We start from the raw sequence: 14,005 nt of genomic DNA, 5'->3' as shown, positions 1-14,005 counted from the left end.
TCAGGACTCCTTGTGGGAGAGCGCGCGAACGGTACGGGAAGGGCTCGGGCGGCCCAGTTGTTCGGCCATCCACCCGCTCGTGGCGGTGAGGGCGGCCAGGTCGACCCCGGTCTCGACACCGAGGCCGTCGAGCATCCACACGAGGTCCTCGGTGGCCAGGTTGCCGGTGGCGGACTTCGCGTACGGGCAGCCGCCGAGACCGCCCGCCGACGCGTCGACGGTGGTCACCCCGTGCCGCAGCGCGGCCAGGGTGTTGGACAGCGCCTGCCCGTAGGTGTCGTGGAAGTGCACGGCGATACGGGAGGTGGTCACCCCGGCCTCGTTCAGCGCGGTCAGCAGCGCCCCGACGTGGCCGGGCGTGGCGACGCCGATGGTGTCGCCGAGGCTCAGCTCGTCGCAGCCCATGTCGGCGAGGGCCTTGGTGACGCGGACGACCTGCTCGATCGGGACGGCGCCCTCCCACGGGTCGCCGAAGCACATCGACAGATAGCCGCGGACCCTGAGGCCCGCCTCCACGGCCCGGGTGACGGTCGGCGCGAACATCGCGAGCGCCTCGTCGACGGTCCGGTTGAGGTTGGCCTTCGCGAAGGACTCGGTGGCCGAGGCGAAGACGGCGACCTCCCGGGCCCCGAGCGCGAGGGCCCGGTCGAGCCCCCGCTCGTTCGGCACGAGGACCGGCAGCCGTACGGGCAGGTCCCGCACCTGCGGGAACAACTCCTCCGCGTCCGCCAGTTGGGGCACCCACTTCGGGTGCACGAGGCTGGTCGCCTCGACCGTGGACAGCCCGGCGGCGGCGAGCCGACGGATGAACTCGGCCTTCACGGCGGTCGGCACGGCCGTCTTCTCGTTCTGCAGACCGTCGCGCGGCCCCACCTCGTGGATCCGGACCCGGGCCGGGAGCGCCGGATCGGGCACGGTCATGGGCAGACCCGTGGTCATGCGTCCTCCTCGTCGCGGGGCGTCACCACGGCCAGGATCTGGTCCATGGCGACGGTGCTGCCGGGCGTCACGTCCAGCTCGGAGACCGTGCCGGCGTGCGGGGCGGAGATGACGTGCTCCATCTTCATCGCCTCGACGACGAGCAGGCTCTGTCCGGCCTCCACCTCGTCCCCGACCGCCACCTTGACGACGGTGACCGTGCCGGGCATGGGGGCGGCGAGCGTGTCCGCCCCGCCGTGCCGGGCACCGGAGAGCGCGGCCGCCACCGGGTCGTGGTCCAGGACGTGCCAGGAGTCGCCGTCCCGGCCCAGCCACAGCCCCTCGGGGGAGGCCGCGACCGCGAACCGGTGGGTGGCGCCGTCGAGGTGGAGCGCGAACTCCCCGGGCACGGCCGGCGCGAGCGCCGCCGTGACGGCCGGGCCCTCCGCGTCGAGCAGCAGCTCGGCGGACCGGGCCGTGCCGCGCACCCGGACCGGCACCGGCTCGTTCCCCGGCACCCGGAACGGGCGCGCCGTCCAGGCGGGCGTCCCGCCGAGGCGCCAGCCCGTCCGCGCGTCGAAGGGGTCGGCCCAGCCGGCCGGCTCCCCGGCGGCGGGCGGGAACTGCCGCAGCAGCGCCGCCGCCGCGTACACCTCCGCCGGCACGCCGGACGGCACGAGGCTCTCCGCGTCCCGCTCCACCAGACCGGTGTCCAAGTCGCCGGAGACCACGTCCGGATGGGCGAGGAGACGGCGCAGGAAGCCCGCGTTGGTGGGCACGCCGAGCGTGACGAGCTCCCCGAGCGCCGCGCGGAGCTTGCGCAGGGCGGTGGGCCGGTCGGGCGCGTGGACGATGACCTTCGACAGCATCGGGTCGTAGAGGCTGGAGACCTCCGTGCCCTCGCTGAGGCCGGAGTCCGTCCGCACCCCCGCCCCGGCGGGCTCGCGCAGCGCGAGGACCGTGCCGCCGGACGGCAGGAAACCGCGCGCCGGGTCCTCGGCGCAGATCCGGGCCTCGATCGCCCAGCCGTCGAGCCGGATGTCGTCCTGCGCGAAGGGCAGCGGTTCGCCCGCCGCCACCCGCAGCTGCCACTCCACCAGGTCCACGCCGGTGATCAGCTCGGTCACCGGGTGCTCGACCTGGAGCCGGGTGTTCATCTCCATGAAGTAGTACTGGGACGGGTCGCCGCCCGGGACGATGAACTCGACCGTGCCCGCGCCCACATAGCCGCAGGACCGGGCCGCCTCCACGGCCGCCGCGCCCATCGCGGCCCGCGTCCGCGGGTCCAGCAGGACGCTCGGCGCCTCCTCGATGATCTTCTGGTGGCGGCGCTGGAGCGAGCACTCGCGCTCACCGAGGTGGACCACGTTCCCGTGGGTGTCGGCGAGGACCTGGATCTCGATGTGCCGGGGGCGGTCGATCCACCGCTCCACGAGCAGCGTGTCGTCGCCGAAGGAGGACCGGGCCTCGCGCCGGGCCGCCGCGATCTCGTCGTCCAGGACCGCGAGGTCCCGCACGAGCCGCATGCCCTTGCCGCCGCCGCCCGCGCTCGGCTTGAGCAGCACCGGCGGGCCCATCTCCCGGGCGGTCTCGGCCAGGTCGGGGTCGGCGGCGCCGGGCACCACCGGCACCCCGGCCGCCTTCACGGTCTCCTTGGCGCGGATCTTGTCGCCCATGAGGGCGATCGCCTCGGCGGACGGGCCGATGAAGACCAGGCCGGCCTCGGCGCAGGCCCGCGCGAAGGCCGCGTTCTCCGCGAGGAAGCCGTAGCCGGGGTGGACGGCCTGCGCGCCGGTCCGCCGGGCCGCGTCGAGCAGGGCGGGCACGGACAGGTACGACTCGGCGGCCGGCGGCGGCCCGAGCCGTACCGCCGTGTCCGCCTCCCGCACGTGCCGGGCGTCGGCGTCCGCGTCGCTGTAGACGGCCACCGAGCGCACGCCGAGCGCCCGCAGGGTGCGGATGACGCGGACGGCGATCTCGCCCCGGTTGGCCACAAGGACGGTGTCGAACATCGTGTGGGGTCCCCTCACATCCGGAAGACGCCGAACTGGGGGTCCCCCAGGGGCGCGTTGGCACAGGCGGTCAGGGCGAGGCCGAGGACCTGCCGGGTCTCCGTCGGGTCGATGATCCCGTCGTCCCACAGCCGGGCGGTCGCGTAGTAGGCGCTGCCCTGCGTCTCGTACTGCTCCCGGATCGGGGCCTTGAAGGCCTCTTCCTCCTCCGCGCTCCACCCGTCACCGAGCTGGTCGCGCTTGACCGTCGCGAGCACGGACGCGGCCTGCTCGCCGCCCATGACCGAGATCTTGGCGTTGGGCCACATCCACAGGAAGCGGGGGGAGTAGGCGCGGCCGCACATCGAGTAGTTGCCCGCGCCGTAGGAGCCGCCGATGACCACGGTCAGCTTCGGCACCCGCGTGGTGGCCACGGCCGTCACCATCTTGGCGCCGTGCTTGGCGATGCCGCCGTGCTCGTACGCCTTGCCGACCATGAAGCCGGTGATGTTCTGGAGGAAGACGAGCGGGATGCCGCGCTGGTCGCACAGCTCGATGAAGTGCGCGCCCTTCTGGGCCGACTCGGCGAACAGGATGCCGTTGTTGGCGACGATGCCGACCGGGTGCCCGTGGATCCGGGCGAAGCCGGTGACGAGCGTCTGCCCGTACTCGGCCTTGAACTCCTGGAAGCGGGAGCCGTCCACCACCCGTGCGATGACCTCGCGCACGTCGTACGGGGTGCGGGAGTCCACCGGCACCGCCCCGTACAGCCCGTACGGGTCGACCTTCGGCTCCTCGGACGGTTCGACCGACCAGGGCAGCGGACCGCGCTCGGGCAGGGTGGCGACGATGTTCCGCACGATCCTGAGGGCGTGGGCGTCGTCCTCGGCGAGGTGGTCGGTGACGCCGGAGGTGCGGGAGTGGACCTCGCCGCCGCCCAGCTCCTCCGCCGTGACGACCTCGCCGGTGGCCGCCTTCACCAGCGGCGGGCCGCCGAGGAAGATCGTGCCCTGGTTCCGCACGATCACGGCCTCGTCGCTCATCGCGGGCACGTACGCGCCGCCGGCCGTGCAGGAACCCATCACCGCAGCGATCTGCGGGATGCCGGCGCCGGACATGCGGGCCTGGTTGTAGAAGATGCGGCCGAAGTGCTCCCGGTCGGGGAAGACCTCGTCCTGCATGGGGAGGAAGGCGCCGCCCGAGTCGACCAGGTAGAGGCAGGGGAGACGATTCTCCAGGGCGACCTCCTGGGCGCGGAGGTGCTTCTTCACGGTCATCGGGTAGTAGGTGCCGCCCTTGACCGTGGCGTCGTTGGCGACGATCACGCACTCGCGCCCGCTGACCCGGCCGATGCCCGCGATGACGCCCGCGGCCGGGGCCTGGTCGCCGTACATGCCGTTCGCCGCGAGGGGGGCCAGCTCCAGGAAGGGCGAGCCCGGGTCGAGCAGGGTGTCCACCCGCTCGCGCGGCAGCAGCTTCCCGCGCGCGGTGTGCCGGGCACGGGCCTTCTCACCGCCGCCGAGGGCCGCCCGGGCGAGCGTGGCGCGCAGGGTGGCGGCCAGCTCGTGGTGGGCGGCCTCGTTGGCCTGCCAGGCCGGCGAGGCGGGGTCCGCCGCGCTCGTCAGCACAGGTGCCTGCTGCATCGACCGATCTCCCTTGTGTTCGGTTAATGAGCGTTAACGTATGGCGCTCAGGTTAACGACCGCTAACCGGGTTGTCTAGAATCGAATCCATGACCACGAGCCCGGCCCGCACCGACGCCCCCACGCGACGCGAGCAGATCCTCAAGGAGGCCGCCCGCCTCTTCGCCGCGCGCGGCTTCCACGGCGTCGGCGTGGACGAGATAGGAGCCGCCGTCGGCATCAGCGGCCCCGGGCTCTACCGCCACTTCCCCGGCAAGGACGCGATGCTCGCCGAGCTGCTCGTCGGCATCAGCGAGCGGCTCCTCGACGGCGGGCGCCTGCGGGTGCGCGGGGCGGAGGGCGAGCCCGAGGCCGTCCTCGCCTCCCTCATCGACGGCCACATCGACTTCGCCCTCGACGACCGGCCGCTCATCACCCTCCACGACCGGGAGCTCGACCGGCTCAAGGACGAGGACCGCAAGCGGGTCCGGCAGCTCCAGCGGCAGTACGTCGAGCTGTGGGTGGCGGTCGTACGGGAGCTGCACCCGGGCGTCCCCGAGAGCGAGGCGCGCACGGCGGTCCACGCGGTCTTCGGCCTGCTGAACTCGACCCCGCACCTCGCCGCCCTCGGACGCGCCGACATGGAGGCCCTCCTGCGCCGCCTGGCCCACGGCGCCTTCGCCGCCCTGGCGCCCTGACCCGCGCCCCCACGGGCCCCCGGCCCGGTCCGCCAGGTGGGACGCGTGCCCCCGACGGGCCGGAGCGGAGGACCCGCGGGGCCCGCGCCCGGCAGAATGGCCGGCATGCCGATACTCAGCCGCCCCGCCCTCGTCGAGCACCTCGTCCGCACCCGTATCGCGGGCGACGTCGCCACGCCCCGCGACAACAACCTCTCCCACTACCGCAAGCTGGCCAACGGCGACCGCCACTACTGGCTCGGCCTGGAGCTCGGCGACCGGTGGGCGGACGAGCAGGACGTCCTCGCCGTGATGGCCGAGCGCTGCGGCGTCGTCGACGACCCCGCCCACCGCACCGGCCAGGACACCATCGACCCCGAACTCACCGTCGACGCCCTCGACCGCATGGCCGCCCGGCTGCGCAAGGCCGCCGCCGGCCGCGAGCGGGTCCTCTTCGCCACCGGCCACCCCGGCGCCCTGATCGACGCGCACAGCCGGGTCGCCGCCGCGCTGCGCGCCCAGGGCTGCGACATCGTGCGCATCCCCGGCGGTCTCATCGCCGACGAGGGGTACGTCGTGCAGTTCGCCGACGTCGCCGTCTTCGAACGCGGCGCGAGCCTCTGGCACACCCACTCGCCCGAGCCGATGAACGCGATCCTGGACGGCCTGGAGGCCCTCGGAGAGCCCGCGCCCGACCTGGTCGTGGCCGACCACGGCTGGGCCGGCCGGGCCGGGCAGCGCGGGATCGACTCCGTCGGGTACGCCGACTGCAACGACCCGGCCCTCTTCATCGGCGAGGCCGAGGGGACCATGCAGGTCACCGTGCCGCTGGACGACCACGTGGTCGACCCGCGCTCCTACGAGCCCCTGACGGCCTACCTGCTGCACGCGGCGGGCCTGCTCGCCTGACCCCCGGCGGGCGGCACCCGGTCCGTCCGGCCCCCCGTCTCCGCCCGGGACCGCCGGCACCCGGTCCGGGCCGGGATCACGCGCGGGTGGCCGGGGTCGGGTCCAGGTAGACGCGGCGGATGGCGGGGAACCGTTCCCGCAGCCGCCGCTCCGCCGTCTCGCAGGCCCGCTCCACCTCGGCCGCCGACACCACGTCCCGGAAGTCGACCTTCGCCGCGACCATCACCTCGCCCGGCCCCTGGATCAGGGTAATCAGGTCGAGGACACCCACCACGTGCGGCACGGAGAGCAGCTCCGCGCGGACCTCCTCGCGCATCGGGCGGGGCAGCGGCCGGCCGATGAGGAGCTGGGCGTTGGAGCGGCCCAGCACCCAGGCCACGTACACGAGCAGGACGCCGATGAGGATCGAGGCGACGCCGTCCCAGACGCCGGACCCGGTGAGCTGCCCCCCGAGCAGACCGCCGGCCGCCAGCATCAGCCCGGACAGGGCGGCGGAGTCCTCCAGGACGACCGCCTTGACGGTGGTGTCGGGGGTGAGCCGCAGATAGGTGGCGAAGGGGGTGCCCCGGCGGTCCGCCTCGGCCCGCACCTGCCGGATCCCGGTCCGCAGGGAGAACGCCTCCAGGACGAAGGCGACGGCGAGGACGACGTACGACAGCAGCGGGTCGCCCAGCTCCTCGCCGTGCAGGAGAGTGTGGATCCCGTCGTAGACGGAGAAGACGGCGCCGCCGACGAAGGTGGCGACCGCCGCCAGCATCGCCCACACGTACCGCTCGCCCGCGTGGCCGACCGGATGGTCCTCGTCGGCCGGCTTCTCGCTCCGCTTGAGCGCGGTCAGGAGCATGACCTCGGTGACCGTGTCGGCGAAGGAGTGCGCCGCCTCCGAGAGCATCGCGCTCGACCCGCTGACGACGCCCGCGACGGCCTTCGCGGCGGCGATGCCGAGGTTGGCCGCCGCCGCCACGAGCACCGTGACGGTGCTCTCCCCGTTGCCCGTTTCCTTCCTCGTCCGCGTCTTCATGACATCGGACCGTATGCCCGGTCAGTCGCGCGGGACGCGAACGACACCCTCCTGGATGACCGAGATCGCCAGCCGGCCGTCCCGCGTCCAGATCCTGGCCTGGCCGAGCCCGCGCCCGGCGGAGGAGGACGGCGACTCCTGGTCGTACAGCAGCCACTCGTCCGCGCGGAAGGGCCGGTGGAACCACATGGCGTGGTCCAGGGAGGCCCCGACCACGTCGCCGACGGCCCAGCCGCCGCGCCCGTGGGCGAGCAGGACGGAGTCGAGCAGCGTCATGTCGGAGACGTACGTGGCGAGGACGACGTGCAGCAGCGGGTCGTCGGACAGCTTGCCGCGGGTGCGGAACCACACCTGGGAGCGCGGCTCGCGCGGCTGCCCGACCGAGCCCCAGGGCGGGGTGTCGGCGTAGCGCAGGTCGACGGCGGCCCTGGCCTCGATCAGCCGGTCCGCGATCTCGGCCGGCAGGTGCCGGGGGAGCGTCTCGGCGGCCGTGGGCAGCGAGTCGGGGTCCGGCGCGGCCGGCATCCGCGCCTGGTGGTCGAGCCCCTCCTCGTACGCCTGGAAGGAGGCGGAGAGGTGGAAGACCGGCTGGCCGTGCTGGACGGCGACCACCCGGCGGGTGGTGAAGGAGCGGCCGTCGCGGATGCGGTCGACGTCGTAGACGATCGGCGCGCCCGGGTCGCCGGGGCGCAGGAAGTACGCGTGGAGCGAGTGGGCGAGCCGGTCCTCGGGGACCGTCCGCCCGGCCGCCACCAGAGCCTGGGCGGCCACCTGGCCGCCGAAGACGCGGGGGACGAGGGCGGAGCGGGACTCGCCCCGGAAGATGTCCCGCTCGATCCGCTCCAGGTCGAGCAGATCGAGCAGGGCATCCAGTGCGTCGTGCGCCTCGGGCACTTACAGGCCCATCGACTTCGCGATGATCGTCTTCATGATCTCGCTGGTGCCGCCGTAGATGCGGTTGACGCGGTTGTCGGCGTACAGGCGGGCGATCGGGTACTCGTTCATGTAGCCGTAGCCGCCGTGCAGCTGGAGGCAGCGGTCGATCACGCGGTGCGCGACCTCGGTGCAGAACAGCTTGGCGGAGGCGGCCTCGGCGGGCGTCAGCTCGCCGGCGTCCAGGGCCTCCAGGGCGCGGTCGGCGACGGCCTCGGCCGCGTCCACCTCGGCCTGGCAGGCGGCCAGCTCGAACTTGGTGTTCTGGAAGGAGGCGACCGGCTTGCCGAAGACGGTGCGGTCGGTGACGTACTGCTGGGCGAACCGGATGGCGGCCTTGGCCTGGGCGTAGGCGCCGAAGGCGATGCCCCAGCGCTCGGAGGCCAGGTTGTGGCCGAGGTAGGAGAAGCCCTTGCCCTCCTCGCCGAGGAGGTCCTCGACCGGCACCTTCACGTCGACGAAGGCCAGCTCGGCGGTGTCGGAGGTGCGCAGGCCCAGCTTGTCCAGCTTGCGGCCGATGGAGTAGCCCTCGGACTTGGTGTCGACGGCGAAGAGGGAGATGCCGAAGCGGCGGTCCTCGGCGCTCGGGGCGGAGGTGCGGGCGCAGACGATCACGCGGTCGGCGTGGACGCCGCCGGTGATGAAGGTCTTGGCGCCGTTGAGGACGTAGTGGGTGCCGTCCTCGGAGAGCTTGGCGGTGGTCTTCATGCCCGCGACGTCGGAGCCGGTGCCCGGCTCGGTCATCGCGAGGGCCCACATCTCCTCGCCGCTGACGAACTTCGGCAGGTAGCGCTTCTTCTGGTCCTCGGTGGCCAGCATCTTCAGGTACGGCAGCGCGAGGAGGACGTGCACGCCGGAGCCGCCGAACTGGACGCCCGCGCGGGCGGTCTCCTCGTAGAGGACCGCCTCGAACTTGTGGGTGTCGAGGCCGGCGCCGCCGAACTCCTCCGGCACGTTGATGCCGAAGACGCCCAGCTCGCCCAGCTTGTAGTAGAAGTCACGCGGAGCCTGGCCGGCCGCGAACCACTCGTCGTAGACGGGTACGACCTCGGCCTCGATGAAGGCGCGGATGGTCTCCCGGAACGCCTCGTGGTCCTCGTTGAATACGGTACGGCGCACGAGCCGCCTCCTTCGTCGCTGCCGATTGTCTAAGCGCTTGCTCAGCCTGTCTCGATCCGAAGTTACCCAGCGGTCACCCGCTCTGTCCAGAGCGCCGCCCTCAGGAGGCCTCACCGGCGATCCACCGGCGGCCCACGGAGTCGTACGCGTACGAGGACCCGCCCCCGGCACCGCTCGTACGGAAGGGCTCCCCGCCCCGCTCACCGATCCGCGCCGTCCCCGAGCGGCCCTGGGAACTCCACTCCAGCTCCAGGTACCAGCGGCAGTCGCAGCCCGCGGTCCGGGCGGTGACCAGCAGCTCCTCCGGGTCCGCGGCGCCGACCGTGTACGGCAGCGCGACCGCCGGGATCGTCCGGGGCTCGGCGCCGGTGGCGTCGAGGCCCGCCACGGGCCGGGCGAGGGGGCGGGGCGCGTCCAGGTCGACGGCGAAGTGGCGCGGGCTGACGCCGCCACCGCACCCGTCGTCCATCCGGTACGCCGGCCACGGCAGCGGCGCGGCCCGGCCGACCACCCGCACGTGCACCGCCTGCACGACGACGGCGGCCGAGGTCCGCCCCTGGAGGGAGAGCCGCACCAGCGTCTCGCCGCCGTGCACCGCACCGTGCGCGCCGGCCCAGGCGGCGGCGTCCTGCGCGGGCGGCGGCGGGGCGACCCGCCCGGGAGCGCGGTCCACCAGATACGTGTGACCGCAGCCGCCCCGCCACACGTGCGAGGAGGCGGCCCACGTGAACGGTGGCGGCTCCACCGCCTCCGGCTCCTGCCCGGAGAACAGGAGTACGGCTCCGAGGACGAGCGCGACGACCCCGGCCACCACCCCACCGGCCCGCGCCACCCCCCGCGCCCACCCGCCGCGGTCCCGGGGGACGGCGGAGTCCGGCCGGGGGCGGGTCTCCGGCTGATCCGCGACGGCCCGCTGATCCGCGACGGCCCCGGGCGCCGTGACGGCCCACGGGTGCTGCTGCCGGGGGGCCGCCGGGTCCCCGGACGGCTGCGCGGGCCGGGGCGGCGTGGGCCTCCCGGGCAGGCGGGTGCGGGCGGCGCGCCGCCAGGCCTCCTCCAGGGCCCGCCGCTCCTCCCCGTCCGCCCCGCACAGCAGGGCGAGGCGGTCGACCACGGCGAACTCCTCCGGGACGGTCGTCCCCGAGCAGTAGCGGTGGAGGGTGGACGCGCTGACGCTCAGACGCCGGCCCAGCGCCTCGTAACTCCTTCCGTCCCGCGCCTTCAGCGCCCGCACGAGCCCCGCGAACTCCTCGACGGCGGCGTCCTTCGGCATTCCATCCCCTTCGACCCTGCGTCCCACCCTTTACGTCCCTGCACGTCAGCGGGGGTGGAATGGTTCCGGGACGGACGGGGGGCGCGGCACCGTTGCAGGCGGGCGGGCACCGGCCCGACGCTGGTCGAGCACGGACCGAACAACCCGACGGGGGATCCACCACCATGAACAAGCTCCGTACCGCGCTCGCCACCGCCGCCACTGCCGCCCTGGGCCTCGCGGCGCTCGCCACGGCCCCGGCGCAGGCCGCCGCCCAGCCCGCCTTCCTCACCGCCTCCGAGATGCCGAAGTCGTCGACGCCGTGGACCGCCTCCAAGGTCTTCGCCGGCGTCCCGGAGAACGGTGGCACCCTCTGCGCCCCGTACAAGATCCCGGCGCAGAACAGCAGCTACCGCGACTTCAGCAACGATCTCGACGCCTACGGCGTCCAGATCACCAACGTCGCCCGCACCGAGGCCGACGCCGTGAAGCTGGTCGACACCCTCCGCAAGGCCCTCGCCGGCTGCGGCCCCCTGCTCGAGCAGCAGAACCCGGGCCTGGACGCCGTCAGCACGTACCACGGCAAGCTCGCCGTCGAGGAGGGCGCCTGGGTCTACAGCCTGGACACCGCCGACCCGCAGGTCGGCAACTCCGACATCCACCTCTTCTCCGTCGGCCGCGACGGCCGCACGGTCACCCTCGTCCGCTGGGGACAGATGGGTGACCTCAAGGACGCCCCGCTGACCGCCTTCCGCACCACGACGAAGACCGCCGTCAACAAGCTCCAGCCCTGACGGCCACTACACGGCGGGGCCGCCGCCGACCTTGAACGCCAGCCACAGCTCCATCCGTACGTCCGGATCGTCCAGGTCCCGGTCGAGGAGCGCCGCGCAGCGCGCCACACGCTGGCGGACGGTGTTGCGGTGGACGCCCAGGGCGACGGCGGTCCGGTCCCAGTTGCCGTGCAGGGAGAGCCAGCCGCGCAGGGTCTCCGCCAGGGGGACGGAGAGCGGCGCGAGCAGCGCCCGCGCGTGGGCGGCGGCCTCGCCCTGATCCATCAGGGCCGTGAACCCGCCCGGGCGGTGCCGCGCCACGGCCACCCGCGTGGCCTCGGCCCGCCGCAGCGCCCGCGCCGCCTGCGCGTCTCCCACCGGCAGCGCCTCCGCCCCGACGGGCGCCCCGACCCCGAGCGTCCACCCGGGCTGCGCGGTGACGGGCGACGAGGCGGGGAGGAGGAGCCGTACGGTGCCGGCCACGGCGGGGGCGGTCCCCGCCGGGGCCGCCGCGCCGTCCCGGTCCGCCGGTGCCGGCCACGGCCCCGCGTCCACCAGGGGTGTCCCCAGGGCCGCCGCCAGGCTCGCCGCCGCGAAGGGGGTGCCGTCGCCGCCGTGGGCGTGGACCACCACCCACGGGCCCGGGCCGAGCGCGGCCGCCGCCTCGGCCGGGGGCGCGCCGAGGAGGAGGCGGACCAGGGCGCCGTCCCGGACCGAGGCGTCCGCGCCCCGGTAGGGGGCCGTGAGCAGGGAGAGCAGGACCGCCGCGACGCCCGCGATCGTGTGGTCGCCGGGGCCGAGCCGTTCCGTCGCGACGCCGAGCGCGAGGCCGTCCCCGCCGCCGAGCGCGTACGCCGCCAGCCGCAGTCCGCCGCCGTCGCCGCTCGCCGAGGCGGGGCCGCCCGGCCGGGGCCCGACCACACCGGCCAGCTCCGCCAGCGCCCGCGCCGCCCGCGCCGGGACCGGCCGGCCCGCCGCGGCCGACTCCGTACCGTCCCGCCCGAAGAGGACCGCCCGGCCGCCCAGCCGGGAGGCCAGCGCGCCGAGCACCGCCGGGACCGGGGCCGGGCGGGCGGCGGCCGCGGCGAGGGACTGCTGCGCCTCCGTCACCCGGCGCAGCTCGTGCAGCCGGGCCTCCGCCATCAGCCGCCACAGCGCCCGCGCCACCGCCGTGAACGGCGTCTCGGGCGGCACCTCGACCAGCGGCAGCCCGTGCCGGGCGCAGGCCGCGACCAGCTCCGCCGGCACCGTGTCGTACACCGGCGTGACCCCGAAGCCGAGCGCCGCGGCGCCCGCCTCCACCACCCGTTCCACGAACCGCGCCGGGTCCTCCAGCTGCACGCCCGCCGTCAGGAGCAGCTCGCCGCCGAGCAGGTACGGGTACGGGTCGGCCATCTCCGAGGTGTGCACCCAGTGGAGGGACGCGTCCTGCGGGCCGGTGAGCAGTCGCAGGCCCAGTTCCCTGCGGGCGAGCAGCGCGGCGAGCGGCACCGGCGGAGCCGGGGGAGTGGAGGCGGGGTGCGCGGCGCTCGTCGTCATGGACCCTTCGTACACCAAACACTCGTAGAGTGGAGGAAACGCACACTTCTGCGCCGCTCCTCCGGCGCCTACCGTCGTGCCCGAAGAACCATCCCCTCGCCTTCCCCGGAGGACCGGCCATGAGCAGCAGCGACCAGAACACCCCGCGCGGCCCGATCGACTCGTCCCGCATCCCGCGGTACGCGGGCCCCGCGACGTTCGCGCGGCTGCCGCGGCTCGACGAGGTCGGCACCGCCGATGTCGCCGTGGTCGGCATCCCCTTCGACAGCGGCGTCTCCTACCGCCCCGGCGCCCGCTTCGGCGGCAACGCCATCCGCGAGGCCTCCCGCCTGCTGCGCCCCTACAACCCGGCGCAGGACGCCTCCCCGTTCGCCCTCGCCCAGGTCGCGGACGCCGGTGACATCGCCGCCAACCCGTTCAACATCAACGAGGCCGTCGAGACCATCGAGGCCGCCGCCGACGACCTCCTCGCCACCGGCGCCCGCATGATGACCCTCGGCGGCGACCACACCGTCGCCCTGCCGCTGCTCCGTTCGGTCGCCAAGAAGCACGGCCCGGTCGCCCTGCTCCACTTCGACGCCCACCTCGACACGTGGGACACCTACTTCGGCGCCGAGTACACCCACGGCACCCCGTTCCGCCGGGCCGTCGAGGAAGGCATCCTCGACACCTCCGCCCTCTCGCACGTCGGCACCCGCGGCCCGCTCTACGGCAAGCAGGACCTCACCGACGACGAGAAGATGGGCTTCGGCATCGTCACCTCCGCCGACATCTACCGGCGCGGCGCCGACGAGGTCGCCGACCAGCTCCGCCAGCGCATCGGCGACCGCCCGCTCTACATCTCCATCGACATCGACTGCCTCGACCCGGCCCACGCCCCCGGCACCGGCACCCCGGAGGCGGGCGGCATGACCTCCCGCGAGCTCCTGGAGATCCTGCGCGGCCTGTCGTCCTGCAACCTGGTCGGCGCCGACGTCGTCGAGGTCGCCCCCGCGTACGACCACGCCGAGATCACCGCGGTCGCCGCCTCGCACACCGCGTACGAGCTGACCACGATCATGTCCCGCCAGATCGCGGCGGCCCGCGAGGCGAAGTAACCGCGCGGAGGCGGGGGGGGGGGGGGGGGGCCCCCCCCCCCCCCCCCCCCCCCCCCCCCCCCCCCCCCCCCCCCCCCCCCCCCCCCCCCCCCCCCCCCCCCCCCCCCCCCCCCCCGCCCCCCGCCCCCCCCCCCCCCCCCCCCCCCCCCCCCGC

General features: G+C 74.7%; 12 protein-coding genes. 4 read left to right on the top strand and 8 right to left on the bottom strand.

The window, feature by feature from the left end:
- From ACFY60_RS08410 to ACFY60_RS08400, 3 genes are read right to left on the bottom strand one after another with little or no spacing between them, the layout of a single operon-like run.
- The gene (locus tag ACFY60_RS08410; RefSeq protein WP_388608922.1) at positions 1–939 is read right to left on the bottom strand and encodes a hydroxymethylglutaryl-CoA lyase; all 939 of its coding nucleotides are present in this window, start codon (positions 937–939) and stop codon (positions 1–3) included.
- Entirely contained in the window at positions 936–2,930 is a 1,995-nt protein-coding gene (locus tag ACFY60_RS08405; RefSeq protein ID WP_388608920.1) for a biotin carboxylase N-terminal domain-containing protein, read from the bottom strand. Before ACFY60_RS08405 ends, ACFY60_RS08410 begins: the two co-directional genes overlap by 4 nt.
- 14 nt (positions 2,931–2,944) lie before the next feature.
- Positions 2,945–4,552, bottom strand: coding sequence for a carboxyl transferase domain-containing protein (locus tag ACFY60_RS08400; protein ID WP_388608918.1), 1,608 nt, complete (start codon positions 4,550–4,552; stop codon positions 2,945–2,947).
- Between the two features lie 89 nt (positions 4,553–4,641).
- On the opposite strand from ACFY60_RS08400, the gene ACFY60_RS08395 reads away from it, so the two are divergent.
- Together ACFY60_RS08395 and ACFY60_RS08390 are read left to right on the top strand one after the other, a co-directional pair.
- A complete protein-coding gene (locus ACFY60_RS08395; protein ID WP_388608917.1) occupies positions 4,642–5,229 on the top strand; it encodes a TetR/AcrR family transcriptional regulator in 588 nt (195 codons plus the stop codon).
- A gap of 105 nt (positions 5,230–5,334) precedes the next feature.
- Positions 5,335–6,117 (top strand): phosphatase, encoded by a 783-nt coding sequence (locus ACFY60_RS08390; RefSeq protein ID WP_388608915.1) that lies wholly within the window; start codon positions 5,335–5,337, stop codon positions 6,115–6,117.
- A 76-nt stretch (positions 6,118–6,193) separates the two neighbouring features.
- Here the strand turns inward: ACFY60_RS08390 and ACFY60_RS08385 are convergent, their stop codons facing one another.
- The 4 genes from ACFY60_RS08385 to ACFY60_RS08370 all read right to left on the bottom strand — a co-directional run bounded on the left by ACFY60_RS08385 (position 6,194) and on the right by ACFY60_RS08370 (position 10,463).
- Positions 6,194–7,138, bottom strand: a complete 945-nt coding sequence (locus ACFY60_RS08385) for a cation diffusion facilitator family transporter (RefSeq protein ID WP_388608913.1) — start codon at positions 7,136–7,138, stop codon at positions 6,194–6,196.
- 21 nt (positions 7,139–7,159) lie between these two features.
- The gene (locus ACFY60_RS08380; protein WP_388608910.1) at positions 7,160–8,032 is read right to left on the bottom strand and encodes an acyl-CoA thioesterase; all 873 of its coding nucleotides are present in this window, start codon (positions 8,030–8,032) and stop codon (positions 7,160–7,162) included.
- Entirely contained in the window at positions 8,033–9,190 is a 1,158-nt protein-coding gene (locus ACFY60_RS08375) for an acyl-CoA dehydrogenase family protein (RefSeq protein ID WP_309052499.1), read from the bottom strand.
- A gap of 100 nt (positions 9,191–9,290) precedes the next feature.
- Positions 9,291–10,463, bottom strand: coding sequence for a helix-turn-helix domain-containing protein (locus tag ACFY60_RS08370; protein ID WP_388608908.1), 1,173 nt, complete (start codon positions 10,461–10,463; stop codon positions 9,291–9,293).
- Positions 10,464–10,627: 164 nt separating this feature from the next.
- On the opposite strand from ACFY60_RS08370, the gene ACFY60_RS08365 reads away from it, so the two are divergent.
- Positions 10,628–11,236, top strand: a complete 609-nt coding sequence (locus tag ACFY60_RS08365) for a hypothetical protein (RefSeq protein WP_388608906.1) — start codon at positions 10,628–10,630, stop codon at positions 11,234–11,236.
- Positions 11,237–11,242: 6 nt separating this feature from the next.
- On the opposite strand, the gene ACFY60_RS08360 is transcribed toward ACFY60_RS08365, so the two are convergent.
- Positions 11,243–12,754 carry a PucR family transcriptional regulator gene (locus tag ACFY60_RS08360; protein WP_388608904.1) on the bottom strand — a complete coding sequence of 504 codons (1,512 nt, stop codon included), beginning with the start codon at positions 12,752–12,754 and terminating at the stop codon, positions 11,243–11,245.
- Between the two features lie 119 nt (positions 12,755–12,873).
- Between ACFY60_RS08360 and speB the strand changes: the two genes are divergently transcribed.
- A complete protein-coding gene (gene speB, locus ACFY60_RS08355; protein ID WP_309053322.1) occupies positions 12,874–13,851 on the top strand; it encodes an agmatinase in 978 nt (325 codons plus the stop codon).
- Positions 13,852–14,005: the final 154 nt, after the last annotated feature.

Source organism: Streptomyces sp. NPDC012827, assembly GCF_042900905.1.
Taxonomy (GTDB): Bacteria; Actinomycetota; Actinomycetes; order Streptomycetales; family Streptomycetaceae; genus Streptomyces; species Streptomyces gulbargensis.
This window is presented reverse-complemented; position numbering and strand designations above follow the sequence as displayed.